The organism is Burkholderia sp. Se-20378 (assembly GCF_017104665.1).
Taxonomy (GTDB): Bacteria; Pseudomonadota; Gammaproteobacteria; order Burkholderiales; family Burkholderiaceae; genus Burkholderia; species Burkholderia lata.
In genome coordinates this window covers 1-26,467 of sequence record NZ_JAAGPG010000072.1, presented here as the reverse complement: position 1 = coordinate 26,467, position 26,467 = coordinate 1, and the positions used below count along the sequence as shown (strand labels likewise).

At 64.0% G+C, this 26,467-nt stretch carries 23 protein-coding genes and 4 tRNA genes; 10 read left to right on the top strand and 17 right to left on the bottom strand.

Annotated elements, in window-relative coordinates:
• Positions 1-29: 29 nt before the first annotated feature.
• Entirely contained in the window at positions 30-1,589 is a 1,560-nt protein-coding gene (locus tag G3N93_RS11250) for a chloride channel protein (protein ID WP_241026505.1), read from the bottom strand.
• A 170-nt stretch (positions 1,590-1,759) separates the two neighbouring features.
• On the opposite strand from G3N93_RS11250, the gene waaC reads away from it, so the two are divergent.
• Entirely contained in the window at positions 1,760-2,758 is a 999-nt protein-coding gene (gene waaC, locus G3N93_RS11245) for a lipopolysaccharide heptosyltransferase I (protein WP_206133025.1), read from the top strand.
• Between the two features lie 19 nt (positions 2,759-2,777).
• Here waaC and G3N93_RS11240 read toward each other — a convergent pair whose 3' ends face one another.
• The 5 genes from G3N93_RS11240 to G3N93_RS11220 form a co-directional block, all read right to left on the bottom strand.
• Positions 2,778-2,957 (bottom strand): hypothetical protein, encoded by a 180-nt coding sequence (locus tag G3N93_RS11240; protein WP_011351270.1) that lies wholly within the window; start codon positions 2,955-2,957, stop codon positions 2,778-2,780.
• 104 nt (positions 2,958-3,061) lie between these two features.
• Positions 3,062-4,372, bottom strand: a complete 1,311-nt coding sequence (locus tag G3N93_RS11235) for an MFS transporter (protein ID WP_011351271.1) — start codon at positions 4,370-4,372, stop codon at positions 3,062-3,064.
• 293 nt (positions 4,373-4,665) lie between these two features.
• Entirely contained in the window at positions 4,666-5,157 is a 492-nt protein-coding gene (locus tag G3N93_RS11230) for an energy transducer TonB (protein WP_174941396.1), read from the bottom strand.
• 343 nt (positions 5,158-5,500) lie between these two features.
• Positions 5,501-5,794 (bottom strand): hypothetical protein, encoded by a 294-nt coding sequence (locus G3N93_RS11225; RefSeq protein WP_206133024.1) that lies wholly within the window; start codon positions 5,792-5,794, stop codon positions 5,501-5,503.
• A 212-nt stretch (positions 5,795-6,006) separates the two neighbouring features.
• The gene (locus G3N93_RS11220) at positions 6,007-6,402 is read right to left on the bottom strand and encodes a hypothetical protein (RefSeq protein WP_174941392.1); all 396 of its coding nucleotides are present in this window, start codon (positions 6,400-6,402) and stop codon (positions 6,007-6,009) included.
• Positions 6,403-7,207: 805 nt separating this feature from the next.
• Between G3N93_RS11220 and G3N93_RS11215 the strand changes: the two genes are divergently transcribed.
• Positions 7,208-12,283 (top strand): RecQ family ATP-dependent DNA helicase, encoded by a 5,076-nt coding sequence (locus G3N93_RS11215; RefSeq protein ID WP_307873406.1) that lies wholly within the window; start codon positions 7,208-7,210, stop codon positions 12,281-12,283.
• A 185-nt stretch (positions 12,284-12,468) separates the two neighbouring features.
• Here the strand turns inward: G3N93_RS11215 and G3N93_RS11210 are convergent.
• The 4 genes from G3N93_RS11210 to rph form a co-directional block, all read right to left on the bottom strand.
• A tRNA-Ser gene (locus tag G3N93_RS11210) sits at positions 12,469-12,556 on the bottom strand.
• A gap of 44 nt (positions 12,557-12,600) precedes the next feature.
• Entirely contained in the window at positions 12,601-13,815 is a 1,215-nt protein-coding gene (gene hemW, locus G3N93_RS11205) for a radical SAM family heme chaperone HemW (RefSeq protein ID WP_206133022.1), read from the bottom strand.
• 34 nt (positions 13,816-13,849) lie between these two features.
• The gene (rdgB, locus tag G3N93_RS11200; protein ID WP_206122475.1) at positions 13,850-14,476 is read right to left on the bottom strand and encodes an RdgB/HAM1 family non-canonical purine NTP pyrophosphatase; all 627 of its coding nucleotides are present in this window, start codon (positions 14,474-14,476) and stop codon (positions 13,850-13,852) included.
• A gap of 1 nt (position 14,477) precedes the next feature.
• On the bottom strand, positions 14,478-15,209 hold the full coding sequence (gene rph, locus G3N93_RS11195) for a ribonuclease PH (RefSeq protein ID WP_174941386.1): 732 nt from the start codon (positions 15,207-15,209) through the stop codon (positions 14,478-14,480).
• Between the two features lie 173 nt (positions 15,210-15,382).
• Between rph and G3N93_RS11190 the strand changes: the two genes are divergently transcribed.
• The 4 genes from G3N93_RS11190 to G3N93_RS11175 all read left to right on the top strand — a co-directional run bounded on the left by G3N93_RS11190 (position 15,383) and on the right by G3N93_RS11175 (position 19,688).
• The gene (locus G3N93_RS11190) at positions 15,383-16,306 is read left to right on the top strand and encodes a YicC/YloC family endoribonuclease (RefSeq protein WP_011351283.1); all 924 of its coding nucleotides are present in this window, start codon (positions 15,383-15,385) and stop codon (positions 16,304-16,306) included.
• A gap of 6 nt (positions 16,307-16,312) precedes the next feature.
• Complete coding sequence (gmk, locus tag G3N93_RS11185; protein WP_174941384.1) at positions 16,313-16,996, top strand: guanylate kinase; 684 nt, start codon at positions 16,313-16,315, stop codon at positions 16,994-16,996.
• Positions 16,997-17,054: 58 nt separating this feature from the next.
• On the top strand, positions 17,055-17,258 hold the full coding sequence (rpoZ, locus tag G3N93_RS11180; RefSeq protein ID WP_006025620.1) for a DNA-directed RNA polymerase subunit omega: 204 nt from the start codon (positions 17,055-17,057) through the stop codon (positions 17,256-17,258).
• A 63-nt stretch (positions 17,259-17,321) separates the two neighbouring features.
• A complete protein-coding gene (locus G3N93_RS11175; protein WP_174941382.1) occupies positions 17,322-19,688 on the top strand; it encodes a bifunctional (p)ppGpp synthetase/guanosine-3',5'-bis(diphosphate) 3'-pyrophosphohydrolase in 2,367 nt (788 codons plus the stop codon).
• A gap of 199 nt (positions 19,689-19,887) precedes the next feature.
• Here G3N93_RS11175 and G3N93_RS11170 read toward each other — a convergent pair.
• The 3 genes from G3N93_RS11170 to G3N93_RS11160 form a co-directional block, all read right to left on the bottom strand.
• Positions 19,888-19,964: transfer RNA gene (locus G3N93_RS11170), tRNA-Arg, on the bottom strand.
• Between the two features lie 60 nt (positions 19,965-20,024).
• A tRNA-Arg gene (locus G3N93_RS11165) sits at positions 20,025-20,101 on the bottom strand.
• A 67-nt stretch (positions 20,102-20,168) separates the two neighbouring features.
• Positions 20,169-20,245, bottom strand: a tRNA-Arg gene (locus G3N93_RS11160).
• A 129-nt stretch (positions 20,246-20,374) separates the two neighbouring features.
• Here G3N93_RS11160 and greB point away from each other — a divergent pair.
• On the top strand, positions 20,375-20,938 hold the full coding sequence (gene greB, locus G3N93_RS11155) for a transcription elongation factor GreB (protein ID WP_174989993.1): 564 nt from the start codon (positions 20,375-20,377) through the stop codon (positions 20,936-20,938).
• Positions 20,939-21,021: 83 nt separating this feature from the next.
• Here the strand turns inward: greB and G3N93_RS11150 are convergent, their stop codons facing one another.
• Positions 21,022-22,167, bottom strand: coding sequence for a porin (locus G3N93_RS11150; protein ID WP_174948168.1), 1,146 nt, complete (start codon positions 22,165-22,167; stop codon positions 21,022-21,024).
• Between the two features lie 501 nt (positions 22,168-22,668).
• A complete protein-coding gene (locus tag G3N93_RS11145) occupies positions 22,669-22,941 on the bottom strand; it encodes a hypothetical protein (protein ID WP_174944577.1) in 273 nt (90 codons plus the stop codon).
• 393 nt (positions 22,942-23,334) lie between these two features.
• Here G3N93_RS11145 and G3N93_RS11140 point away from each other — a divergent pair, with 393 nt between their 5' ends.
• Positions 23,335-23,538 carry a cold-shock protein gene (locus G3N93_RS11140; RefSeq protein WP_011351289.1) on the top strand — a complete coding sequence of 68 codons (204 nt, stop codon included), beginning with the start codon at positions 23,335-23,337 and terminating at the stop codon, positions 23,536-23,538.
• Between the two features lie 141 nt (positions 23,539-23,679).
• The gene (locus G3N93_RS11135) at positions 23,680-24,816 is read left to right on the top strand and encodes an exonuclease domain-containing protein (protein WP_206133021.1); all 1,137 of its coding nucleotides are present in this window, start codon (positions 23,680-23,682) and stop codon (positions 24,814-24,816) included.
• A 34-nt stretch (positions 24,817-24,850) separates the two neighbouring features.
• On the opposite strand, the gene G3N93_RS11130 is transcribed toward G3N93_RS11135, so the two are convergent.
• Both G3N93_RS11130 and G3N93_RS11125 read right to left on the bottom strand, forming a co-directional pair.
• Entirely contained in the window at positions 24,851-25,444 is a 594-nt protein-coding gene (locus G3N93_RS11130) for a chorismate mutase (protein ID WP_011351291.1), read from the bottom strand.
• Between the two features lie 223 nt (positions 25,445-25,667).
• A complete protein-coding gene (locus G3N93_RS11125) occupies positions 25,668-25,772 on the bottom strand; it encodes a chorismate mutase (protein WP_162269111.1) in 105 nt (34 codons plus the stop codon).
• A 239-nt stretch (positions 25,773-26,011) separates the two neighbouring features.
• On the opposite strand from G3N93_RS11125, the gene G3N93_RS11120 reads away from it, so the two are divergent.
• Positions 26,012-26,401, top strand: a complete 390-nt coding sequence (locus tag G3N93_RS11120; protein ID WP_206133020.1) for a DUF2946 domain-containing protein — start codon at positions 26,012-26,014, stop codon at positions 26,399-26,401.
• The last annotated feature ends 66 nt before the right edge of the window (positions 26,402-26,467 follow it).

The following is a 26,467-nucleotide window of genomic DNA, read 5'->3' as shown; positions in this document are numbered from 1 at the left end:
TGTGGGTGGTGGCTTGTGCTCCGTGTTGTCTACGGTGGTGGAATGTGTCTTGGCGGCGGGCTCTGTCCCGCTTTGCCGCGTTTCTTGAGTTGTTTTTTGTTCACTTCGGCGGCGACCACCGAGCGCTCCACTCTTGCGCACACGCTTGCCCTCCACGACGCTCTTCCGATCTCCCGCGGCGTGTCGAGCGGATCGGCGGGCGCCGCGGCCGCATCCTGCGGCTCGGTGACGCCGGTTGCCACCGTCGCACTCGTCGCGCTTGCCGCAGCCTGTTCGGCGGCCGCGACGGGCGGCGCGAGATAGCGCTGGGCGAGCGTTTCGTAGAGCGGCGGCGCGAAAAAGCGCGATACGCGGCTCGACACCAACGCGGTCGCCATCAGCGAAATCACGAGCGCGTGACCGTTGATCATCTCCATCACGATCACGAACGACGTGATCGGCGACTGCGTGACGGCCGCCATGTAGCCGACCATCGCGAGCGCGATCAGCATCGGCAGGCTCATGTTGCTGAACACGATGTGCAGCAGGTTGCCGAACCCGGCGCCGATCGACAGCGACGGCGCGAAGATCCCGCCCGGGATGCCCGGCAGGTACGACGCGACCATCGATATCATCTTCAGGAACGGATAGAACACCGACAGATGCTGGCTGCCGTCGAGCAGGCCGCGCGCCTCGGCGTAGCCGCTGCCGAAGGTCGTGCCGCCCGATACGAGCCCGACGACGGCGATCGTGAAGCCGCACAGCGCGGCGAAACTGATCGGCCGCTCGCGATACAGACCCAGCAGCCGCGCGGGCAGCCAGCGTCCTGTGTTGAGGAGCAGCCAGCAGAACAGGCCGCCCGCGATCCCCGTGACGATCGCGGTGACCAGCACGGCGAGCGCCAGCAGTTTCGGGAAATGGGGGCCGGCATCGATCGTGCCGAAATACGTGTAGTTGCCGTTCAGCCCGAGCGCGACGACGCCGGCGAGGATGATCGCGGTGATCAGCACGCCGCTGGCGCGTGCGGAGAAGCTGCGCGTCAGTTCCTCGATCGCGAACACGATCCCGGCGAGCGGCGTATTGAACGCGGCCGACAGCCCGGCCGCCGCGCCGGCGAGCACCAGTTGGCGTTCGATCTGCGCGTTCGAGCGCGGGTAGAAGCGTCGCAGGTTGAACATCAGTGCCGCGCCGACCTGCACGGTCGGCCCTTCGCGGCCGATCGTGAAGCCGCCGAGGATGCCGAGGAACGAGACCAGCACCTTGCCGAACAGGATGCGCAGCGTCAGCAGCCGGGAGCCGAACGCGCTCGGGCGCGCATGCAGCGTCGCGATCACCTGCGGGATACCGCTGCCCTCGGCGCCACGGAAGAAGCGGCGCGTGATCCATACCGACACCGCGGCGATGGCCGGCGTGAGCAGCAGCGGCAGCCACGCGGCGTGATCGCGCATCGTGCGGAAGGTTTCGTAGCCCCAGTCGATCAGTCGCGCGTAAAGTACGGCCGTGAGGCCGACGACGATCGCACCGAGCCAGAAAACGCCGTACTGGCGCCAGATCCTCAACGAACGACGGGTGAGGGCGGGAAACAGGGCGGGAAGGGCGGGGCGTTGCATCGACGCGGGCCGGTAGGCAAAGATCGAATTATAAAAAGAACCGGATGCGGGCGGGGCGCGAGAATGTTCCCGAAAGGTGATGCATTTTGTTGCAAAAGTAATTTTCACGTAATGTTGGCGCATGTAACCATCGTTAGCATGCCAAATTGGCCGGTCTATCCCCACACATCGTGAAACGAATCCTCATCGTGAAAGTGACGTCGCTCGGCGACGTCGTCCAGACGCTACCCGTCGTCGCGGATCTGCATCGCGCCTTTCCCGGCGTAACGGTCGACTGGGCGGTGGATGAATCGTGCGCGGAGGTCGTGCGCTGGCATCCGGGCGTCAGCCATGTCCTTTGCGCACCGCTGCGCCGCTTCAAGAAGATGCGCAATCGCGGCGACCTGAAGGCGATCACGGCGTCGATCGGCGCGCTGCGGGCGCACCGCTACGATGCGGTGATCGACCTGCACGGCGTCTACAAGAGCGCGATCATTTCGGCGCTGGCGCGCGCTGCGCGCCGCGTCGGTTACCAGACGCAGGATCTCGGCGAAGCAGGCGCACGCTTCGCGTATTCGCATCGTTTCGGCCCGCGGCCGGACTGCGACGCGTGGCACGGGATGCGCGTGAGCGCCGGCGAGGCGCTCGGCTACGCGCCCGAGGGCATCGCCACGTACGGCATTGTTCCGCCACGGGACGTGAACCTGCCGGCGGCCGTGACCGACGGCGCACCGTTCATGCTGCTGTTTCATGCGACGTCGAACCCCGACAAGAAGTGGCCGGCTGACCACTGGGCCGCGCTCGCCACGCAGATGATGGCGCGTGGCGTACGCGTGCTGTTGCCGTGGGGATCGGCTGCCGAGCATGACGATGCACAAGATATTGCCGCACGCGCGCCGGGTTCGGTCGTGTTGCCCGCGATGACGGTGCGCGAGCTCGGCGCGGCGCTCGGCCGGGCTGCGCTCGTGGTGGGGGTCGATACGGGGTTCGTGCACATGGCGCACGCGCTGCAGCGGCCGACCGTGATGATTTTCGTCGCGACGTCGCGGCACCATTGCGGGATCGGCGGCGCGCCGAACGCCCTGTCGATCGGCGAGCCGGGCACGATGCCGACCGTCGACGAGGCGCTGGACGCGATCGATGCGGTCGGCCCGGCCTACGGCGCGCTGCGCACGCGGCTGACCGCCTGACGAAGCGAGGCGTGCCGGTTCAGGCGAGCAGCGCCTCGACCGTGACGACGGCGGCGATGGCCGCCAGGTTCGCCAGCAGCGCCTCGAACACGAGGCCGCGCCAGGTCTTCGGCCGGAAGCGCAGTGCGAGCAGGATCGCGCCACCCAGCGCAAGCGCGAGGATCAGGACGAGATCGGCATTGCCGAGGCGGATGTTCATGGCGGCGGCTCCTTCGGGGCGGGATCCCGGGGGCGCGCGGCGGCGCACCCAGGATCGAGTATAGGCAGCGCCGGCCACCGCACAACCCGGGTAGCCCCGGAGTCTCAGACGAGCGATGCGTCGCGCGTTTCGCGCATCAGCAGCACACCAATCAGGCTGATTGCTGCCGCAACCGATACATAACCGCCGACCCACGACAGCCCGCCGCGTGCGGCCAGCAGTTGCGCGATATACGGCGCGATCGACGCGCCGAGGATCCCGCCGAGGTTGTACGCGACGCCCGCGCCCGTATAGCGGACGTTGGTCGGGAACAGTTCCGGCAGCAGCGCGCCCATCGGTGCGAACGTCACGCCCATCAGGAACAGCTCGATCGTCAGGAACAGCGCGACGAGCGGCATCGAGCCGCTGCCGAGCAGCGGCTCCATCGCGAAACCCGACAGCAGCGCGGCGATCGCGCCGACGACGAGCACCGGCTTGCGGCCGAAGCGGTCGGATGCCCACGCGGACAGCGGCGTCGCGAGTCCCATGAACACGACCGCGAAACACAGCAGACCGAGGAAACTCTGGCGCGGAATATGCAGCGCCGACACGCCATACGACAGCGAGAACACCGTCGAGATGTAGAACAGCGTGTAGCAGACGACCATGGCGAGTGCACCGAGCAGCGTCGGCCGCCAGTGTTGCGTGATCAGTGTCGCGACCGGCACGCGCACGCGCTCGTTGCGATCGAGCGCGGCCTGGAACGCGGGCGTTTCGGTGATCTTGAGGCGCACGTACAGGCCGAGCGCGACGAGCACGGCACTGACCAGGAACGGGATGCGCCAGCCCCAGCTGCGGAACTGATCGTCCGACAGCGACAGCGCGAGCGCAAAGAACAGGCCGTTCGACATCAGGAAGCCGACCGACGGCCCGAGCTGCGGGAACATGCCGAACCAGCCGCGCTTGCCCTGCGGCGCGTGCTCGGTCGCGAGCAGCGCGGCGCCGCCCCATTCGCCGCCGAGGCCGATCCCCTGGCCGAAGCGCAGTACGCACAGCAGCACCGGCGCGAGCGCGCCGATCGCGTCGTAGCCGGGCACGAAGCCGATGGCGGTGGTGGACACGCCCATCACGAGCAGCGATGCGACGAGCGTCGATTTGCGGCCGATGCGGTCGCCGAAGTGCCCGAACAGGAACGAGCCGATCGGGCGTGCGATGAAGGCGATGCCGAACGTGACGAAGGCGGACAGCGCCTGTGCGGTCGCGGATCCGTGCGGGAAGAACACGGGGCCGATGACCAGCGCGGCGGCCGTTGCGTACACGTAGAAATCGTAGAACTCGATCGCGGTGCCGATGAAGCTGGCGAACACGATGCGCCGGTGGCTGACGGCGCCGGCCGAACCGGTTGCGTGTGCAACGGTCGGGGGGGATGCGGACATGGATGTCTCCGTTTTGTCGTTGGGGCGGTCGGCTGAGCGTGCGGTCGGGCAGGCGGACGCCTGCCGGGGGCAGCCGAGCGGATGATGCGGTGGCGGCGTGGACGCGCGCCGTGGCGCGGACGTCACCCGCCGGTCGACGATGGAGACGGGTACGTCGCCGCCGCCCGGTGCCGGCGTGGTCGGCTCGCATGCCGGGTGGGGCGCGCGAACGCACGCGCGGCGTGATGGCCGCGCGATTGCGGAAAATTATAGCCAGCGCCGCCGCGCACCGGCAATCGCGGTGCGGCGACCGCTCAGTCGATCGATTGCGCCTGCGCCGACGCGGTGCTTTGCAGCTGGAAGTGGCCGTCGTCGTTGAAGAGCCAGCCTTCCATCAATTCGAGCCGGCCGTTGCCGTCGAGCAGTCGCGACGGTGGCGGCGGCAACGGCGCCGAGCGGCGCAGCGACGCGAGCGCGAGTGCTTCCGCTTCGCTGTCGCCATTGCTGCGATAGACGGATGCGTTGACGAGCCGGCCGCTGCCATCGACGGTGAAGGCCACGACGACGAGCGAGCGGAGCATGGCCTGCGGTGTGCCGTGCAGCATGCCGGACGGATTGCGTTCGGCGACGCGCTGCGCGACTTCGACGCGGTACTGGTCGAGGCTGCCGCTACGGGTGATCGACGGAATCGTCAGGATCGAGTGCAGCGACGGAGGCGGCGTGATCGTGCACGCCGCGAGCATGGCGACGGCGGCCAGCGCAACTGCACGCAGCCGGTCGACGCGCAAACGGGGAAGGGGGCGCATGGGAGGCTAGCCAGAAGTGACTATAAAAAAATGATAGGCGCACGGACGCGAGCCGATATCGGGAGAAACGCATAACGGGCGATGCCGGATGTTGCGATCGCTGATGACGAGCAGGCGTTCGCTCGTGCATCGCGATGTGACGTGACATGTGACAGTGCGCTCGCGCGGCCGCCGTACGTGTGCGTCCCGGCGTGCGTGTGTGCGTGTTGCAAGGTTGAAAGAAAGGCGCGGAACGCGAGTGGCGAGCAGGCACGTGGCGATGGTCCGGCCGGGCGCAGCGGGTTGCCGCGGGCAGCACCGCGGCGGCCGCCCGCGCACTCTTCAGCGATGCGTGCCGCCCGGTTCAGAAGCCGTGTGTGACGAGCGACAGGATCGACAGGTCGGGGTGCGTACCGTCGATGATGCTCTTGCCGATGTGCACGGCTTCATGGACGGCTTCATCGAGGCTCGTGAAGCTTTCCTCGCCGTCCGCGTGGAATGGCACTGCGTGGCCGGGCAATGCGGGATTCGCGCCCGGATGGCACACGTAGCCGGTGTAGGTGTAGCGCGTGTCGCTGCCGGGCACGGTGGCCGGCACGACATGGACCTCGAAGCCTTCGTAATCGACGTGTTCCGCCGGTGTCGACAGTTCGGTCATGGCGATCTCCGTGTACCGCACGCAGGGGTGGCGCGCGCGGCATCGAGTACGCGGCGGCGGTCGTGTCGCCGTGTTGATCGAATTCTAGGTGATCGAGCGGCCGGCCGGGAGGCTTCCGGCGCGGAGCGACAGCGGCCGTTGCGGGGAACCGGTGGTGCGCTGCCGCGGACGCGCGTTCCATCCCGACGGACGGCGTCGCGCGCAAGGCTGCATCATTGCTTGCAGCGCGCGTCCTTGCGCTGCACGACGATGATCACCGGGTATTTCTGCCCGTGGTCGAGCTCCACGCGGGCCACGACGGTCAGCGTCGCCGGATCGGAGTCGTCGTACACGCTGACCTGTTCGTTCCGGAGATAGGTCACGCCGGTACAGTTCGACGTGCGGCTGTCGTCACCCACCTTGCACTGGAGGTCGTTTTCCTTCAGGTAGTTGTAGGGCGACGGGCTTGCAAGGTATTCGCGCAGGCCGCGCGGCGAGCCGCCGACGCCGCTCACGTAGGCGATCGCGCACGACGCTTGTGCATCGCTGCCGGCGGCGGTGTCCGCTGTCGCCTGCGTGCTGACGGCAACCAGCAGCGCGGCGAGCGACGAGACGATGAAGGGCTTCATGACGTGGGTTTCCCGTTTCGCGAATCGGAGCGCCGGATTGTAACGGCATCCGGCGCGACGCGTCGGAACGTGGGGGAAGGGTGTGCGCGGGCCAACAAAAAACCCCGTCATTCGGTGAATGGACGGGGTTTGGCGAACTTCCTGGCGGAAGCGGTACCTGTCATGATCAAGTTGCTTTGTCGGCCGAGGAATAAACGGCCGTATGAAAAATTGTAGCTTCCTAGTGTCGGTCGCGAGTGACGCGGGAGATTTCATGTCGACGCGGATGTTTATATTTCCATCGGCACTGCTTTTTATTGAGTGGGTAAGAAGCAGAGTTGGCGAAGATAAAATAAATGCTACATGGCAAAAGCCAACTAAGTGCCGAGGAATTATACCGAGTGAGCAAGCTATCTGGCGTGTGGATCTTTGACGAGCAACGGAGCCTATAGAGCTGCCAATTCTACCAAGCGGCTACTCGGCTGCGCGTGACGGCTCTGCGAGTCAGCGTTGAGTTGACAGCCCAAGTGTGTACGCTAACGAGCGGGCGGAAACGGACGTGACCGTGAATACGGTGCCGCTGCTTGCATGTCTCTAATATCAGATTCAAGAGTGTTGAGCGTCAAAAAGTCCCTCTGTCGGCTTCTTCACTTTTCGTAAATATTTTAAGATAATAAGTGTGGCGGTGATTTGTGCGAGTTATACATTTCACTGAGGATCGCAGATGCATCTGCGGTCTCTGGATCGGGTACGCCAAAAATGAAAGGGTGGGTGAGAATTGATGGGAAACGGGGAAGAGGAGGGGAGCAGCATTGCGCCAAGATGCGTGTCGCTTGATCTCGAGGTGGGTATTCAAGATTCACGCATTCATCAATTCGCGGCGGTTCGGGGAGAGACAGGCAAAGCCCTTGTCTACCAGCGCGGAGATCTAGCGGCGGCGCTGGAGAGGCTCGACATCTTCTCTCAGACTGCTGAGTTTCTCCTTGGGCATAATCTGATTGCATTCGATCTGCCGCACTTGAGAGCGGCAAACGCGAACTTGCATGTGCTTGAGATGCCCGCTGTTGACACCCTGCGGCTCAACCCTCTGGCGTTTCCGCGGAATCCATACCACCACCTCGTCAAACATTATCAGGATGGCCAGCTCAAGCGCGGTCGGATCAACGACCCCGAACTCGACGCACGCCTGACGCTCGAGGTGTTTCGCGATCAGCGCGTAGCCATGCAGCGGCTCAACGCTTCACAGCCTGACTTTCTGGTTGCCTGGCACTGGCTGACGACCGTCGATGAGCCCGTGTCCGGGTTGAACGCTTTCTTCGTCTCGATACGGCAGGCGAACCGGCCAACGGACGACGACGCGCAGGCAGCGATTGCGCGCCTGCTCGACAAACACACCTGCGTCACACAGTGCGATCGTATTCTGGCCGACGCGGTGCCCAATGGATGGGGCCTGGCGTACGCCATCGCGTGGCTCTCTGTTGCGGGGGGCAATTCGGTCATGCCACCTTGGGTGCGACACCAGTTTCCGGAAGCGGGGCGGTTGGTCAAGCTGCTTCGGGACTCGCCGTGCGAGGCGCCCACCTGTACCTGGTGTCGTGAACGACATAACCCTGACAAGGAGTTGACGCGTTGGTTTCCCGCTATTCCGGGATTTCGGCCTGAACCGAAGGGGGAGGACGGCCAGCCGTTGCAAAGGAGCATCGTTGCGGCAGCGATGCAAGGCCAGCACGTGCTGGGCATCTTGCCCACCGGCACCGGAAAATCTGTCTGCTACCAGATCCCGGCGTTGTCGCGCTTTGACAAGACCGGTGCGCTGACCGTGGTGATTTCTCCTCTGGTTGCACTGATGGCGGACCAGGTTGCAGGCCTGGAGGCCAGGGGGATTACGTGTTGTGCGGCGCTAAACGGCCTGCTTTCCATGCCGGAGCGTGCCGACGTGCTGGACCGTGTGCGGCTCGGCGACATCGGCATCCTGATCACGTCTCCGGAGCAACTGCGCAACCGCGCACTGCGCAAGGTGTTGGCACAGCGCGAGATCGGCAGCTGGGTGCTCGACGAGGCGCACTGTCTGTCGAAATGGGGGCATGACTTCCGGCCGGACTACCGCTATGTTGGCCGCTTCATTAAAGGCAGGGCCGGACACGGGCCGGTGCCGGCGGTGCTGTGCCTGACAGCAACGGCAAAACCCGATGTCGTGGACGACATCCTCGGCTATTTCCGAGACAAGGTAGGGATTCAGCTCAAGTCATTCAACGGTGGGGCGAATCGCGATAACCTCGATTTCGAGGTGGTGCGCACAACACCCGAGGCAAAGCTGGAGCATATCGCGCAGGTGCTTAGCACCGTTCTCATTGCAGACGGCCAGGACGGTGCGATCGTCTATTGCGCGACGCGTAAGAAAACGGAGGAGATGGCAGCCTTTCTGCGGGAAAAGCGGATTCATGCCGAGCATTTCCATGCCGGGGTGGCAGCAGAGACGAAAAAGAGCGTCCAGGAACGGTTCATTGGCGGGCATTTGCGCGTGATTACGGCCACGAATGCGTTCGGCATGGGGATCGACAAGCCGGATGTGCGGTTGGTGGTACACGCGGACATTCCGGGTTCTCTGGAAAACTACCTGCAGGAAGCGGGCCGGGCGGGCCGCGACCGCCATCCGGCGCGCTGTGTGCTGCTCTACACGGTCGATGATGTCGAGCGGCAGTTCGGTATGTCTGCGCGCTCGCGGCTGACGCGTAGCGAAATACAGACCGTGTTGACTGCGCTGCGCAATCTGGATCGCAAGAAGCGGTTTGGCGGGGAGGTGGTTGCCACGTCAGGGGAGATCCTGGCCGAAGATGAGCATGGCAAATTCGAGCGTGACTCGGCAACCGAAGATACGCGTGTGCGCACGGCGATTTCCTGGCTGGAAGAAGCGATGCTCCTCGTGCGGGAAGAGAATCAGGTCCAAATCTTCCCCTCTTCGTTGCGCGTGGGTTCGATCGAAGAGGCCAAGGCCAAGCTGGACGGAAAGCAACTTCCAGACGACTATCGCCGAAAGTTGATGTCGCTGGTCGAGGCCTTGCTGGATGCCGGCGTGGACGAGGGTATCTCCACTGACGAACTGATGGGGATCGCAGGTTTGAGCGCCGAGAGGGTGCGAGCCGCACTCGTGGATCTGGAGCGGCTGGGTATCGCCAGCAACGACACGGCTTTGACTGCGTTCGTGCATGTCGCAATCGAGCGCTCTTCCATGAAACGCCTGGATGAGGCCGCCTCCATGGAGCAGGCTCTGATCCAGATGCTCCGCGAAACGGCACCGGATCTTGGCAAGGGTGATTCGTCCGTGCTGCATATGCGCCATGCTGCCCAGCGGCTCAAAGACAACGGTCATCCCGGCGCTCTGCCCGAGAGAATCGGGCGCCTCGTTCGCAGCATTGCCAGCGATGGTCGTGCGGAAGACAATGCCGTCGGCAGTCTACGTATCCGACGTGTGGATGCCGAGAGTATCCAGCTTCACCTTCAGCGCTCTTGGGACAGTTTGGCTTTGATAGCCGAACTCCGTCGCACGGCCGCCCGCCATCTGCTCGAACACCTTCTCTCTTGTTTGCCTCCCGCTGCGCGCGGCATGGACCAGTTGGCCGAAACCTCGCTTGGCAAGCTCCTGGCCGTGCTCGAGGAGGATATCGTGCTGTGCGGGCAAATAAAGGAACCCGCCAAGCTGCTCGATCGTGCGCTGTTGTGGTTGCACGAACAGGAAATCATTCGTCTGAACAAGGGGCTGGCTGTTTTTCGGCCTGCGATGACTATCCGGCTCGATCAAGACAGGCGTAGTTACCAGAAGGCGGATTTCGTTCCATTGCAGCAGCACTACGAAGAGCAAGTCACGCAGATCCACGTCATGGCGGAGTATGCCGAGCGCGGTCTGGGGGCGATTCAGGAGGCTCGTCAGATGGTGGGCGACTACTTCCGACTGACGCGGGATACCTTTCTACTGCGTTGGTTGCCGAATCGAGGAAAAGAACTGTCGCGGCAAACGACGCCTGATTCCTGGCACCGGATCGTAGAGGCGCTCAATAACGCGAACCAGAAGCAGATCGTGATTGACGACCGCGAGCAGACCAACGTGCTTGTGCTTGCGGGTCCGGGATCAGGCAAGACACGTGTTCTGGTGCATCGCATTGCCTACCTCGTGCGGGTCCGGCGCGAGAATCCGCACGGCATGTTGGCGCTAGCCTATAACCGCCATGCCGCAGTCGAGATACGCAAGCGCCTGGCCGAACTGATCGGCGACGATGCCAAAGGCGTGACCGTGCTGACTTGCCATGCGCTGGCCATGCGGCTGGCGGGGGTAAGTTTTGCCGGGCAGGCGGACAAGGTAGATGGCGATCGCTTCAAGGAGGTGCTGGAGCAAGCCATCGGGTTGCTCGAAGGAACCGGCTTCCTGCCAGAGGAAGCGGATCAAGCGGACGAGCAACGCCAGCGATTGCTGGCCGGCTTCCGCTGGATTCTGGTGGACGAATACCAGGACATCGGCCCCGAGCAGTATCGGCTGATTTCCGCACTCGCCGGCCGTACCCTGCAAGACGATGACAACAAGCTCACGCTCTTCGCGGTGGGGGATGACGATCAGAACATCTACAGCTTCGATGGCGCGTCGGTGGAATTCATTCGGCGCTTCTCGGAGGACTATCGGGCCAAGCCGCAGTTCTTAATCGAGAACTACCGTTCGACTGCCAATATCATTGACGCCGCCAATGCTGTCATCCAGTCGGCAGCCGATCGCATGAAAGCTGCACAGCCTATCGTTATCGATCGGGCCAGGCGCAATTTGCCCAAGGGCGGCGCTTGGGAATCGCTCGATCCGGTCGGGAGGGGGCGGGTGCAGGTGTTGCCTGCGGGGAGCTCTCCGGCGCAGCAGGCACTGGCGGCGATCGTGGAACTACAGCGACTGGCGAACCTCGACAAGCACTGGGATTGGGACAGATGCGCGATCATTGCGCGGGAGTGGAAGTATCTGGAGCCGGTTCGTTCTTACTGCGAGCACATAGGCATTCCGGTCCAGATGGCGGACGACAAGCCGATCAGTTTTTGGTACCTGCGCGAAACACGGCACTTGCTGAACTATCTGCACGCTAGTGACCGAAAGCTGATCGATGGCCAGTCGATCTGTGCGTGGCTGGACGCGCAGCCGGACGGGCCTTGGTGGGCGATGCTGCGGGAGGCTGCCAAGGCTTACGAATTGGAGACCGAATCCGTTGAGTTGCCACGTGAGCACTTCATCGAATGGCTGGCGGAATGGGGGCGTGACGCTCGGCGTCGTCAGAATGGCCTTCTGCTATTGACGGCACATCGCTCCAAAGGTCTGGAGTTCGAGCATGTTGTTGTACTTGATGGCGGGTGGGAGAAGCCTGCTGACAACGAGGATGCTGACGCGCCGCGTCGTCTTTACTACGTTGCTATGACGCGAGCGCGTGGTCTGCTGACGCTGTGCAGTATGGCGGGCGGAAACCGATTCTTGGATGCTGCACCGAGCATCTTGAAGCGCGCACCAAGCAAATTGCCAGAGGTCGGGCCGGCCCTATCTCGGCAGTATCGACGCCTTAACCCAGGGGATGTCGATCTGGGATTTTGCGGTCGTCATGTACAAGGAGACCCGGTGCACGTTGCCGTTTCCGCGCTTGAACCAGGCAGTCCGCTGATAGTACGACGCTGTGCCGAGCGTTATGAGTTGGTGGGGGGCAATGGTTTGGTCGTGGGTCGACTATCCAGCAATTGCAAATTGCTCCCGCAAGACGCTCGCATCAGCGCACGCGTGTACGCCATCCTTACACGGCGAAAGGACGATGAGCATGAAGCCTACAGGCCTCGTATCCGGTCATCGCAATGGGAGATTGTCTTGCCGGAACTGGTGATAGAGCGTTAATCCCAAGTACAGGGTATTGCCCGTCAATAGGAGGTGCGTGCCGATTTCCGGGGAAGCGGTGGTCGCGCGTGGTTCTGAATGATCCAACTACGGAAGGTAGGCCGGACTCCACTGGCGGACCAAATGATGGGTTGGTGCCGCGTGTTGGCGATAAGTCTTTGAGTGCTATTGCTTCTAGCTGGTGCTGGCGGAAGCGGTGAGATTCGAACTCACGGACAGTTTCCCGTCGCCGGTTTTCAAGACCGGTGCCTTAAACCGCTCGGCCACGCTTCCACACGAGGCGGCATTGTAACCGAAATGCCGCGAGGTTCATTCCTTCAATCGTCGCGCAGGAACAATTCGTGCAGGTCGTTGAGGAAACGCTGGCCGAGCGGCGTCGGCGCGATCTGCGCGAAATCGCGCGCGATCAGCCCGCGCCGTTCCGCTTCCTGCAGCGCCGGCTCGATCGTGTTCATCGGCAGGCCCGTGCGTTCGGCGAAGCTGTGCACGGGGAAGCCCTCGACGAGCCGCAGCGTGTTCAGCATGAACTCGAACGGCAGGTCGCGCGCGCCGACTTCACGTTCTTCCTGCACGGCCGTGCCGGCCATCGCCTGCTCGATGAAGGTTGCCGGATGCTTGTAGCGTGCCTGCCGCAGGATCCGGTTCGGGAACGACAGCTTCGTGTGTGCACCCGCACCGATCCCGAGATAGTCGCCGAAGCGCCAGTAGTTCAGGTTGTGCTTGCACTGATGATTCGGCTTCGCATACGCGGAGACTTCGTAGCGCCCGTAACCGGCCTCGGCCGTGCGCGCGTGAATCCATTCCTGCATGTCGGCCGACGCGTCATCGTCGGGCACGACCGGCGGGAACTTCGCGAACAGCGTATTCGGCTCGAGCGTCAGGTGATACAGCGACAGATGCGGCGGCGCGTACGACAGCGCGGTCTCGATGTCGGTGCGGCATTCGTCGAGCGTCTGGTTCGGCAGCGCGAACATCAGGTCGAGGTTGAAGTTGTCGAAGTTCTTCGCGGCGATCTCGACAGCGGCGCGTGCCTGAGTGGTGTCGTGAATCCGGCCCAGCGCCTTCAGGTGCGTCTCATTGAAGCTCTGGATGCCGACCGACAGGCGATTCACGCCGCTCGCGCGGAACTGCGCGAACTTCGCGGCTTCGAACGTGCCCGGATTGGCCTCGAGCGTGATCTCGGCACCGGCGTCGAGCGGCAGCAGCGCACGCACGTCGGACAGCATCCGGTCGAGGCCGGCCGCCGACAGCAGGCTCGGCGTGCCGCCGCCGATGAATACCGTATGCACCTGCCGGCCCCACACGAGCGGCAGCGCCTGCTCGAGATCGGCGCGCAGCGCGTCGAGATATTCGGTTTCCGGAAACCGCTCGCCCTTCCACTCGTGCGAATTGAAATCGCAGTACGGGCACTTGCGCACGCACCACGGGAAATGCACGTACAGGGCGAGCGGCGGCAGCGACGTGAGCCGCACCTGGCCGGGCGACGTGAAGGTCGCGACGACGCGCGCGCCGTTTTCCGCGGCCTGGCTCATGCAACCTCCGTTGGCGAACGGGTATCGGGCACGCTCATGCTTCCTCCGCGAGCCGCGCCAGCAGCGCCTTCAGCGCCAGCGCGCGATGGCTGTGCGTGTTCTTCACGGCCGGCTCGAGTTCGGCGGCCGTCGCACCGAGCGACGGCAGGTAGAAATACGGGTCGTAGCCGAATCCGTGCTCGCCGCGCGGCGCGTCGACGATCTCGCCCGCCCAGCGCCCTTCGGCGAACAGCGGTTCGGGGTCGTCCGCATGGCGCACGAGCGCGAGCACGCAGCAATAGTATGCGCGCCGGTCGTCGACGCCGTGCAGTTGCTCGACGAGATACGCGTTGTTCGCCGCATCGCCCTTGTCGCGGCCCGCGCGCTGCGCATAGCGCGCCGAATAGACGCCCGGCGCGCCGCGCAGCACGCGCACGCACAGCCCCGAATCGTCGGCGATCGCCGGCAGCCCGGTGAGCCGCGACGCGTGGCGTGCCTTCGTCAGCGCATTCTCGATGAAGGTGCCGAACGGCTCATCCGCCTCGGGCACCGCGAGGTCGCCCTGCGGGACGATCTCGATGCCGACCGTCGAGAACAGCGCGGTGAATTCGCGCAGCTTGCCGGCGTTGTTCGATGCGAGAACGATGCGCGACAGCGGCGCGATGGTGTGGTCGTCCGGCATGTCAGGCGCCCAGCACGTCTTTCTGGAGCTGCACGAGCTCGGCGATCCCGCCTTGCGCGAGGTCGAGCAGCGCGTTCATCTCGGCGCGCGAGAACGGCACGCCTTCGGCCGTGCCCTGGACTTCGACGAAGCCGCCGGCGCCCGTCATCACGACGTTCATGTCGGTGTCGCACTGAGAATCTTCTGCGTAATCGAGGTCGAGCACCGGCGCGCCTTCGTATACGCCGACCGAGATCGCGGCGACGTGGTCGGTGATCGGCGAGCGCGTGAGCTTGCCGGCCGCGATCAGCTTCGACACGGCGTCGTGCGCGGCGACGAATGCGCCGGTGATGCTCGCCGTGCGCGTGCCGCCGTCGGCCTGGATCACGTCGCAGTCGATGTGGATCGTGCGCGGGCCGAGCGCCTCGAGGTCGAACACCGCGCGCAGCGCGCGGCCGATCAGGCGCTGAATTTCCTGCGTGCGGCCGGTCTGCTTGCCGCGGGCGGCTTCGCGGTCGCTGCGCGTGTGCGTCGCGCGCGGCAGCATCCCGTATTCGGCGGTCAGCCAGCCTTGCCCGCGGTCGCGCAGGAAGTCGGGGACGCGTTCGGAGACGCTCGCGGTGCAGAGCACCTTGGTGTCGCCGAATTCGACCAGTACCGAGCCTTCGGCATGTTTCGTGTAGTGGCGCGTAAGGGCGACCTTGCGCAGTGCGTCGGCGCGGCGGCCGCTCGGGCGGGAAACGGAGGACGTCATGTGGGAATCGCGGAACGAGAGGAAACCCCGATTTTAGCGCCGAACGGCGGGCGTGCCCGGCGAGGTGGTCCGCAAAAATGGGATAATGCGCGCTTCCCGCCCCGCGCTTTCCGATGCGCCGGGCGCCTCGACATATCCCCGCCCGCGAGGGCACCCAGACGGCGAGACGAACCATGATCTACAGCATGACGGGCTACGCGAGCGCGACGCGCGAACTCGCAACGGCCACCGGCAACGGCGGCACCAGCGTGTCGGTCGAACTGCGCACCGTGAACTCGCGCTTCCTCGACCTGAATTTCCGGATGCCGGACGACGTGCGCGCGTGCGAACCCGCGCTGCGCGAAATGCTGATGAACAAGCTGTCGCGCGGCAAGGTCGACATCCGCATCAACCTGCAGCGCGGCGAGCAGAGCATCGGCGCGGGCGCGCTGAACCAGTCCGCGCTCGGCCAGCTCGCCGAGCTCGAACGCTCGGTGCTCGACTCGTTCCCGGGCGTCGGCCGCCTGCGCGCGGGCGAGATCCTGCGCTGGCCCGGCGTGATCGCCGAGAGCGGCGTGTCGGCTGACGCGATCCGCGAGGCGGTGCTCGCGTGCGGCAAGGAAGCGATCGGCGAGCTCGTCGTCGTGCGTTCGCGCGAAGGCGCCCAGCTGGCGACGATGCTGCTGTCGAACGTCACCGAGATGGAAGCGATCGTCGCGCGCATCACGCCGCTCGTGCCGGAGCTGATCGCGAAGCACCAGCAGAAGATCGTCGAACGGCTGCAGGAGGCGCTCGGCATCGCGGCGCCCGAAGGCAGCTCGACGATCGTCACGCGCGAGGAAGCCGCGGAGCGCATTCGTCAGGAAGTGACGATGTACGGGATCCGGATCGACATCGCGGAAGAACTGTCGCGGCTCACCGCGCACCTGAACGAAACGCGTCACGTGATCGAGAAGGGCGGCCGCGTCGGCAAGCGTCTCGACTTCATGATGCAGGAACTGAATCGAGAAGCAAACACGCTCGGCTCGAAGGCGGCGGCGAAGGAACTCGCCGACGCATCGATGGCGCTCAAGCTGTTGATCGAGCAGATGCGCGAGCAAGTGCAAAACCTGGAGTAAAGCAACATGACGGAATCTACTCGCGACGCGCACGCGTCGCATTCGCTGCACGGCGGCGTCTATCCCGGCAACCTGTTCATGGTCGTCGCGCCGTCGGGCGCCGGCAAGTCGACGCTCGTGAATGCGCTGCTGTCGAAGGACAGCGACATCTGCCTGTCGATCTCGTACACGACGCGCAAGCCGCGCCCGGGCGAGCAGGACGGCCAGCACTATCACTTCACGACGGTCGAGGATTTCCGCACGCGTCACGCGGCGCACGAATTCCTCGAGAGCGCGGAAGTGCACGGCAACTACTACGGCACGTCGCGCGTCTGGATCGAAGAGCAGATGAAGAACGGCCATGACGTGCTGCTCGAGATCGACTGGCAGGGCGCGCTGCAGGTGAAGAAGCAGTTCCGCAACGCGGTCGGCATCTTCATCCTGCCGCCGTCGCTCGACGCGCTCGAGGAGCGTCTGAAGAAGCGCGGCCAGGACGAACCGAACGTGATCACGCGCCGCCTGCTGGCCGCCGGTAGCGAGATCGCACACGCGTCCGAAGCGGAATACGTGGTGATCAACGAGAATTTCGAGCGTGCGCTTGCCGAGCTCGAATGCATCGTCGCGGCCACGCGCCTGCGCTTTGCTTCGCAGTACGCGCGACACACGGAGCTGTTCATCGAGCTCGGCATCCATCTGCCCCACGCGGAATGACGCGGGGGACGAGGGACATAAGGTAGAATAAGGACTATATTCAGAAGGAATTACCAACATGGCTCGCATTACCGTCGAAGACTGCCTGAAGCAAATCCCGAACCGCTTCGAACTGGCGCTCGCCGCCACCTATCGCGCGCGGCAGCTCGCGCAAGGCCATACGCCGAAGATCGAAAGCCGCGACAAGCCGACCGTCGTCGCGCTGCGCGAAATCGCTGCCGGCCAGGTCGGCGTCGAGATGCTGAAGAAGGTGCCGGTGTAACGCGCATCCGGCCCGTTCCAGCCATGTAATCCACGCGCGCAACGACTCGACCTGGAGGCGAATATGAGCACCACCCCATCGTCCGCCTCCGCGGATTCGACCACCGAAGCCACGGCCCAGTCGCCTGCGCGCCAGTACATCGACGCGGTCCTCGAACAGTCCTTCCGGCATCTGTTCGGGCCGACCGCCACCCCGGAGCAGCCGCGCAAGCACGGCGTCGTTTCGATCGCGAAACTGACGGCCGCGCTTGCCGAGTATCTTCCTCCGGAAGAAATCAAAGAGATCAAGGCGGCGTTCCACTTCAGCGACGAAGCCCACCTTGGTCAATATCGCCAGAGCGGCGAACCCTACATCACCCATCCCGTCGCCGTCGCGGAAATCTGCGCCGGCTGGAAGCTCGACGCGCAGGCCGTCATGGCAGCGCTCCTGCACGACGTGATGGAAGACCAGGGCGTGACCAAGAGCGAGCTGGCCGAGCGGTTCGGCCCGAAGGTCGCCGAACTGGTCGACGGCCTGTCGAAGCTCGACAAGATGGAGTTCCGCAGCCGCGAGGAAGCGCAGGCGGAAAACTTCCGCAAGATGCTGCTCGCGATGGCGCGCGACGTGCGCGTCATTCTCGTCAAGCTCGCCGACCGCCTGCACAACATGCGTACGCTCGGCGCGGTGCCGATGGAAAAGCGCCGCCGCGTCGCGCGGGAAACGCTCGACATCTACGCGCCGATCGCGCACCGCCTCGGGTTGAACAATACGTATCGCGAGCTGCAGGACATGAGCTTCGCGAACTTCAACCCGCATCGCTACGCGACGCTCGAGAAGGCCGTGAAGGCCGCGCGCGGCAATCGCCGCGAAGTGATCAGCAAGATCCTCGAGGCCGCGCAACGCGCGATGGCCGACGCGAAGATCGACGCCGAGATCACCGGCCGCGAAAAGACCATCTACAGCGTGTATCGCAAGATGCGCGACAAGCAGCTGTCGTTCTCGCAGGTGCTCGACGTGTACGGCTTTCGCGTCGTCGTCGACAGCCCGCTCGACTGCTACACGTGCATCGGCGCGCTGCACGCGCTGTACAAGCCCGTGCCCGGCAAGTTCAAGGACTACATCGCGATCCCGAAGATCAACGGCTATCAGTCGCTGCACACCACGTTGGTCGGCCCGTTCGGCGCGCCGATCGAGTTCCAGGTGCGCACGCGCAAGATGCACGAGATCGCCGAGGCGGGGGTCGCCGCGCACTGGCTGTACAAGAACGGCAGCGCGGATCTCAGCGACGTGCAGAAGCGCGCGCACCAGTGGCTGAAGTCGCTGCTCGACATCCAGAGCGAAGCCGGCGATTCGAGCGAATTCCTCGAGCACGTGAAGATCGACCTGTTCCCCGACGCGGTCTACGTGTTCACGCCGAAGTCGAAGATCATGGCGCTGCCGCGAGGTGCGACGGCACTCGATTTCGCGTATTCGATCCACAGCGATCTCGGCAACCAGTGCGTGGCCGTGAAGATCAACAACGAGCTGCTGCCGCTGCGCACCGAGCTGAAGAGCGGCGACATCGTCGAGGTGATCACCGCGCCGTATTCGAAGCCGAACCCTGCATGGCTCGGCTTCGTGCGTACCGGCAAGGCGCGCTCGGCGATCCGGCACTACCTGAAGACGATGCGCCTGAACGAATCGGTGCAGCTTGGTGAGCGGCTGGTCGACCAGAGCCTGAAGGGCTACGGTCTCGCGCTGGCTGATGTCGAGCCGGAAGTGTGGGAGAAGCTCGTGCAGTGGACGGGCAACAAGAGCCGTCAGGAAATCTTCGCGGACATCGGCCTCGGCCGTCGCGTTGCCGCGGTGATGGCCAAGCGCATCGAGGTGCTGATGAGCGGCCGCGATGCGGACGACGATCTGCCGAAGTCCGAGCGGCATCCCGCGCACCATGCGCCGCCGGTCGTGATTACCGGCACCGAAGGGATGTCCGTGCAGTTGTCCGCGTGCTGCCGGCCGATTCCGGGCGACGCGATCATGGGCTACATCGGCATTGGCCTGGGGATGGCGATTCATACGACCGATTGCCGCGTGGCGCAGCGTATTCATCGCCGCGATCCGGGCCGCTGGATCGATGTCGAATGGGCGCCGCAGCCGGGCCGCCTGTTCGATGTCGCCGTGAAGGCGCTCGTGAAGAACACGAAGGGCATCTTTGCGCGCGTGGCAGCGGACATCACGTCGGCCGACGCGAACATCGTGCATATCGCGATGGACGAGGATCTGACGCACGAATCGACGGTGCTGCGTTTCGTGATCCAGGTCAGCGACCGCGTGCATCTCGCGAACGTGATGCGGCGCGTGCGCACCAATCCGGACGTGATGCGGATCATGCGCGAGCGTTCGACCGACGATGGCGCGCATGCGCGCCACGACGGCGGCATGCGCATCGAGCGCGAGCGGCAGGATTATTGATGCTTCGCCCGCGTGGGCGATCGATCGACGGCGGCCAATGGCCGCCGTTTTCATTTGTGCGGCCGGAGAGGCGAACGTGCGGCGTGGTCGACGTTCTTCCGAAAGGCGGTGCCACGCAACCGGACGTTGCCGTGCCGTGAGCAAGGGAAGGGGAGACAGAAAAGAAAAAGGGCTTTCCCGGAGGAAAGCCCTTTTAAGGTGGCGCGGCTGGCAGGATTCGAACCCACGACCCCTTGGTTCGTAGCCAAGTACTCTATCCAACTGAGCTACAGCCGCACGCAAAACGGTACTGCTTAACTGTCGGAACCTTCTGCGATGGGAAGGCCCCCAAAAAAGTGGCGCGGCTGGCAGGATTCGAACCCACGACCCCTTGGTTCGTAGCCAAGTACTCTATCCAACTGAGCTACAGCCGCACGCAAAACAAAACTTCTACTGCTTTGAACTGAAAGGGCCTTCGGTTCAGAAGGCCCTCGAAAAAAGTGGCGCGGCTGGCAGGATTCGAACCCACGACCCCTTGGTTCGTAGCCAAGTACTCTATCCAACTGAGCTACAGCCGCACGCAGAAGCGAAATTATAGCAGGGTTGTATAAAAAGGGAAGCCTTATTCGTGAATTGTTCTGCACGGCCTTGCCGGGGCGCCCTTCGTGTACCCTTGGAGCATCAGTCATCCATGTTGAATCTGCATCATGAACAAGGCGTTTGTCAAAGAGTCGGACGGCGACGACGACGATCTGGACCAGGCCCAGCCAGCGATTCCGGCGGGCTCGAAGAACTACATCACGCCGGCCGGTCACAAGCGGCTGAGGGACGAGCTGCTGAACCTGATCGACGTCGAGCGTCCCGAGGTCGTGCGGCTCGTGTCCTGGGCTGCGTCGAACGGCGACCGGTCGGAGAACGGCGACTATATCTACGGCAAGCGGCGGCTTCGCGAGATCGATCGCCGCATCCGCTTCCTGACGAAGCGGCTCGATCTGGCCGAAGTCGTCGATGCGAGCCGGCAGGAGAACGTCGACCAGGTATTTTTCGGCGCAACCGTCGATTACGAGACACCGGACGGCGAGGATCACACGATCACGATCGTCGGGATCGACGAGGTCGATCTCGATCACGGCTGTGTGAGCTGGATTTCGCCGGTCGCGCGTGCGCTGATCAAGGCGAAGATCGGCGATACCGTGATGCTGATGACGCCGGCCGGCCCGCAGCCGATCGACGTGCTCGACGTCCGTTATCCGCCGCCGGGCAACGCCTGAACGGCGCTCAACGCAGCCCGGCAAGGAAAAAGCGCCCCGATGGGGCGCTTCGTCTTCCGGCGTGCGGCCGATGTGCCGGCCGCTCAGAAGCGGTGGCGCATGCCGGCCGTGACCGCGATCTGCTTGTTGGTCGATGACGCGGCACCCAGCCCGTTGATGTTGGCGCCGAGGTCGAGGCCGTCGTTGTTGACCTTCTGGAACTCGCCCTGCAGGTAGACGTCGGTGCGCTTCGACAGCGCATAGTCGGCTTGCAGGTTGAACTGGTGCCAGGTCGGCTTGTCGCCGGCCAGGCGGCCCTGCGTGTACGTGTAGGAGCCGGCGAGCGACAGTGCCGGCGTCAGCGCGTAGCGTCCGTTGAGTTCGTAGTTGCTGAAGCGCGCGGTTCCGCCGAGGCCCGTGATGCCGCCGGACACGCCGGACTGCCCGGCGCTGATCGCGCGGATGCCGGTCAGGCGCGTCTGCGTGAACACGAAGCCGACCGTGGCCGGACCGAACCCGTAATTCAGGCCTGCGCCCCAGGTGCGCTGCACGCGCGAGGCGAAGGTCCAGTCGCCGGTCACCGCGCCCGGATCGGACGCCGCCTGCGCGAGTGCGTTCACGTCGCTGTTCAACTGCAAGTAGGCCGCGGCGAAGTTGAAGCCCAGGTAGCTGTACGACACGCCGCCGCTATAGGCGCGGTTGTTCGCGAAAGCCGTCGAGTTCGAGAACCCGTACAACGCACCGAACTTGAGGCCGCCGTAGTTCGCGCTCTGATACTTGACCGCGTTGTTGATCCGGAACGAATTGTTCAGGTTGTCGTTGTCGAACGGGTGGGCAAACTGCGTGCCGCCGTACTGGGTACCCGTCAGCGACAGCGGCCCGAGATAGTCGACGACGCTGTCGTATTGCCGGCCGAGCGTCAGCGAACCGTAGCTGTCGTGCGCGAGGCCGACGAACGCTTGCCGGCCGAATTCCCGACCGTTCTGCTTCAGCGCGCCGTTATTGATGCCGAAACCATTTTCCAGCGTGAAGATCGCTTTCAGGCCGCCGCCGAGATCTTCGGTGCCGCGCAAGCCCCAGCGGCTGCCGTTGACCGACCCGCTCGTTTCCTGCCAGGCGCTATGGCCGCCCTGATTGTTCGTGTAGGTGATGCCTGCGTCGATCAGGCCATAGAGCGTCACGCTGCTTTGGGCGTGAGCTGCCGTAACGAATACACCCGACAGCGCGGTGACGATCAGGGTTTTTTTCATGGATCTGTCTCCAAACAGGATGATGTCGATCGAACCTGCTGCGGACTGGCATGTTTTGCTTGACGTTGCGGCCGGTCCGGCAGAGCGGCGGTGCGCTTATCAAAAAGCCATTTGCAGTGTACGGAGGGCGTGGAGCGGGGGAAGGATGCGCTTTAAGCAATAATATATTTTGGAATCCGCAAAGATTGGCAATCCAGCGCAAACGATTACCCATCAAGGGTTTGCGGCGATGCAGCGAAGAAAAATGGCGATCAGGACTACGTCACGGGCGTTGCGCGATCGCGACAGGCAGTCAGCAGCAGGCGGGGATGGTCGTAATCCGATTATTGACACATCGGCAATAGAGGTTTGTGTGGAGCATGGCTAATGAAAGGTTGTTCTCTCGCTATACTGCGATCTCTGCTTTCCGAAGCAGACTTTTTCGTTGACGGAAAAGATCTCCAAACCTTTGTCGGCGCGACTTCCCAGTCGCGCTTTTTTTTTGCCTCGTCGGTCCGCGCGCTATTGCGCGAACGAGCGCCGTTTGCGCTTGGCCGCAGGCGCGGCCTCCTTGTCTTCGTTCGGCGGCGGCGTGTAGGTCCAGTCTTCCATCACGTAGTGACGGGCATCGAGCGGCGACGAGAGCAGGTTCTGCCAGTGATCGCCGTGCCAGGTCGTATCGAATTCGGTGTCGCACGGCGCTTCGCGCGAGGACGCCGACTCGGCCAGGGCGCGGGACTTGCGGCGTACGCGTCCGAGCCGGCTCGCGAAGCGCTTGATTCCGTCCAGCCACATGACCTTCTCCTTCCTTCCGACGTTAAGTGAGCATCGCAATGTCCCCGGATTTCCGCAACCCGGAAAAAACCCGAGGATTTTACCGACCCGATTTGTCCCCGGTAGGAATTTCATGGGTGAAAATATCGGAACTCTGATCCCGGTAATATTGACAGGTTTTTGATGCGAATCAATTAATCAAATGCGATGGTGTACCGATTCCAATGGCATTAGCTCTTTTTTGATAAAACGATCATCAAAAATTTCCTTGACGCACCCGGATTGTCCAATTTATAAAGTCAGCACTCCGTCCTCGGGCGGCGTGCTGGTGCTGGTGCTGGCGCAATGTTTCGGGATTTCGGGAAACGGCTATAAAAATAGCTTTTTTGATCTAATCGAGTGGGGAACGAAGACATGGATACCGGTATCGTGAAATGGTTTAACGATGCTAAAGGTTTCGGCTTTATTACGTCGGACAATGGTGGTGAAGATTTGTTTGCACACTTTTCCGAAATCAAGATGGACGGCTTCAAGACGCTGAAGGAAAACCAGCGTGTTTCGTTCGACGTGAAAGTCGGGCCGAAAGGCAAGCAGGCAGCGAATATCCAGGCGGTCTGACGCGCCACGCATTGCCGATCACGTCCGGCCCCCGCATGGCGGGGGCTTTTTGTTTTCCGGGGACGGAGCATCCCGGTTCGGGCTGGCCGCGAACCGGGATGCCGGTGCATACTCACGGAAGCACCGTTTCCCAGTCTTTTCATGTCTGATTCCCCCCGTCCGTCCGATCCCGCCAGCGAACAGCCGCTCGTCTTCGTCGACCTTGAAACCACAGGCGGCTCGCCCGCCGAACACCGCATCACCGAAATCGGCGTGGTCGAAATCGGCCCGCTCGGCGTGTCGACGTGGACGACGCTCGTCAATCCGGGGCAACCGATTCCGCCATTCATCCAGCAACTGACGGGCATCTCGGACGAGATGGTGCGCGACGCGCCGTCGTTTGCGTCGCTGGCGCCGGCGTTGTTCGAGCGGCTCGACGGCAAGCTGTTCGTCGCGCACAACGCGAGCTTCGACCGCGGCTTCCTGCGGGCCGAATTCGAGCGCGCCGGCTTCGCGTTCAATCCCGATGTGCTGTGTACGGTGCGGCTGTCGCGAGCGCTGTTCCCGCGTGAATCGCGCCACGGGCTCGACGCGTTGATCGAACGGCACGGCCTCGTGCCGGCTGCGCGCCACCGGGCGCTGGCGGATGCCGACCTGCTGTGGCAGTTCTGGCGCCTGTTGCACGACATCGTGCCGCTCGAGCGGCTGCGCGACCAGATTGCGCGCACGACGCGCCACTTCCGTCTGGGCGGTGACCTGACGGAAGCCTGGCTCGATACCGCGCCGGCCGGGTGCGGCGCGTACGCGCTGTTCGGGGAGGAGGACGCGCCGCTGTATGTCGGTCGCAGCGTGCGGGTGCGGCAGCGGTTGCGTGCGTTGCTGACGGGCGAGCGTCGTTCGTCGAAGGAAATGCGGCTTGCGCAGCAGGTCAGGCGGGTTGAATGGCGCGAGACCGGCAACGAGCTGGGGGCGATGCTCGCCGAAGCGCAATGGATCGCACGGCTGCGGCCGTCGTACAACCGGCGCCCCGTGGCCGACGCCCGTGCCGGTGATGCGCCCTGGCCGTTCGAAGGCGCCGTAGCGTTCGAGGCGAGCGGCGAGCGCCGCCTGTTTCATGTGATCGATGGCTGGCGCTATCTCGGCGCGGCGGAATCGCTCGACGCGGCCGCACGGCTCGCGGCCGACGGGGCGGACGGTGCGTTCGAACCCTTCACCCACCGCCTGCTGCAGACGCACCTCGCGCGCGGCCTGCAACTGATTCCGCTCGCCGCGCTCACGCCTGAGGGGCAAGCGGGTTAATCAGGCGCGGGCACGCGACCCGCGCCCGCTGTCGTCAGCCGATCGCGCTTGCGCCGCCGGCCGAGCAGACGTGCGACAGCGCGGTGTCGAGTGCCTGCGTTTGCGTGGAGTCGTAGCGCGTGAGCGTCTTCCAGTTGGCGATGCTGCGCGCGAGCCGCGCCTGGCAATCAGGCGCATCGCGCAGCGGCGCAACCTGCGCGAGCCCCGCGAGCATTTTCTGCGTCAGCCGGTCGAGCGCCGGGCGCGTGCTGGTCGCGAGATCAGGCGGCGTGCCCTCTGGCGGCCGCGTCGCGCGCCAGGTCGCGAACAGCGCGTTCTGCACATCCTTGCTCGCTGTGATCTGATCCTCGAAGAACGTCCGTGCGAACGCGGGATCGACGCCGGCCTGTGCCGCGCGCTTCTCGACCGATACGAGCAGCTCCGCTTCGCGCGGCCGGTCCTCGATTGCCTTGTGATTCGCCCATTTCCAGCGAGCGACCGGTTCGGCGAGCGCGAGGCGCTGCGACGCGAGCGCGACGATGTTGGTGAGGGCGGTGTCGTCGCCGTCTGCATTGGCGATGCGCGGGGACGAAAAGAGGGCGACGCCGAGCGCGGCGACAGCGAGGCTGGCACGAATGGCTTGCTTCATCGGAACGATCGGGAGAGCCGGGCGGGCCGGAGGTGGAAAACCAGAAGGATAGACGAAGACAGTCGCGCGGCGTAGCGCAGCGACCAGAGAATCAGCAGGCGAGCTGATCCGGCACCGTCAGGCTGTTGCGGCCCGGGTGCGAGGCGAATTGCGCGCGATGCGCAGTGATGAACCGCACGATAGCGATGATCGACACGTGGCGGTTACAGAACCGAACAGGCGTTCACTTCGGCGAGTACAGCTTGTGCTGCTCGTCGAAGAATGCCCGCACGTGGTCGGGCAATTCGGCGAGGAATTCCACGCCGACGGGTTCCGGATCCGGGCTCATCACTTGCTCCGGCGGTGGCATGCGAGTTGGTCTTTCGTCCATGGTCATTTCTCCAGCAGGTTCGATGATTATCAACCTCGCGCTTGGATTTATGCCAGTGGCGAATCGTTAGATTTTGTCTCTGTTGTATTAACGGCACATGCGCTCTGACGCGTGCTGCGATGCCGACTATTGCCTCGTGCGGAATCGGCAACAATCGGGCCGCTTGTTATACTTGCGCGCACTTTTTCTGGACCGCAATGAAACGAACGACGCGATGGATCAGCCTCGTATGGCTGGCGCTGGTACTGAACGTACTGTCGCCCGTCATCGGCTATGCGCGTCTTGCATCGAGCGGCTCCGGCGATCTCACGCTCGAGTTGTGCAGTGCAGCGGGCGCCCGTCAGGTCGTGCTCGCGCAGGCGGGCGGCGATCACGATACGTCGTCGTTCGACCATGCCGGCGTGCCGCACTGCGTGTACTGCCCCGGCTTCGCGGCGAACGTGGCGCTCGGGTCGCGCCTGCCCGCGCTGCCGGGCTTTGTGCGGACGTTCGCCTACCGCGCGGCCGCGCCGGCCATTCCCGAATTTCCCCGCAAGGGCATCCGTCTCGCGCAGCCTCGCGCCCCGCCTGAAAACGCTCCGATCTGATTGATGTCGTCCGCGCGCCCCGGTGGCGCGCGTGCCGTCCGCGGCTGGGCCGCGTGCCGCGCCGTG